Raw genomic sequence first — 524 nt, 5'->3', positions numbered from 1 at the left:
CCTCGATTATTATCAAAGACATTATTGTGCGGTGCAGAATTGATATCTAAAAGACGGCCTTTACGAGACGCTTACCCAATCTTGAGGCTATGCATTCTTTATCGTCTGCAGTGCTAAGCGCTTATTGTTCTAGTTCAGCCTAATCTTTATTTATAAAAGGTTAAGCAATAGTAGTTGATTTCATTCCATAGCTTGTCGCGATCAATATTGCTGGCGGAACTTGTTTGCTACCGACTGCAAGTAAGCTCGGCGGAACTTGTTTGCTGCCAACTGCAAGTAAGGTAGGGGGAACTTGTTTGCTGCCAACAGCAAGTAAGGTAGGGGGAACTTGTTTGCTACCGACTGCAAGTAAGCTCGGCGGAACTTGTTTGCTGCCAACAGCAAGTAAGGTAGGCGGAACTTGTTTGCTACCAACTGCAAGTAAGCTCGGCGGAACTTGTTTGTTGCCAACAGCAAGTAAGGTAGGGGGAACTTGTTTGCTGCCAACAGTAAGTAAGCTCGGCGGAACTTGTTTGCTGCCAACA

The 524-nt window shown here is 45.4% G+C and carries 1 protein-coding gene; it reads right to left on the bottom strand.

The features are described from left to right. Nucleotides 1–160: 160 nt before the first annotated feature. Nucleotides 161–524, bottom strand: a 364-nt coding sequence (locus GQS54_RS20565; RefSeq protein WP_166425795.1) for a hypothetical protein, incomplete at its 5' end; no start/stop codon positions are given.

It is taken from the genome of Paraglaciecola sp. 20A4, from assembly GCF_011378905.1.
In the GTDB taxonomy this organism is placed as follows: Bacteria; Pseudomonadota; Gammaproteobacteria; order Enterobacterales; family Alteromonadaceae; genus Paraglaciecola.
This window is presented reverse-complemented; position numbering and strand designations above follow the sequence as displayed.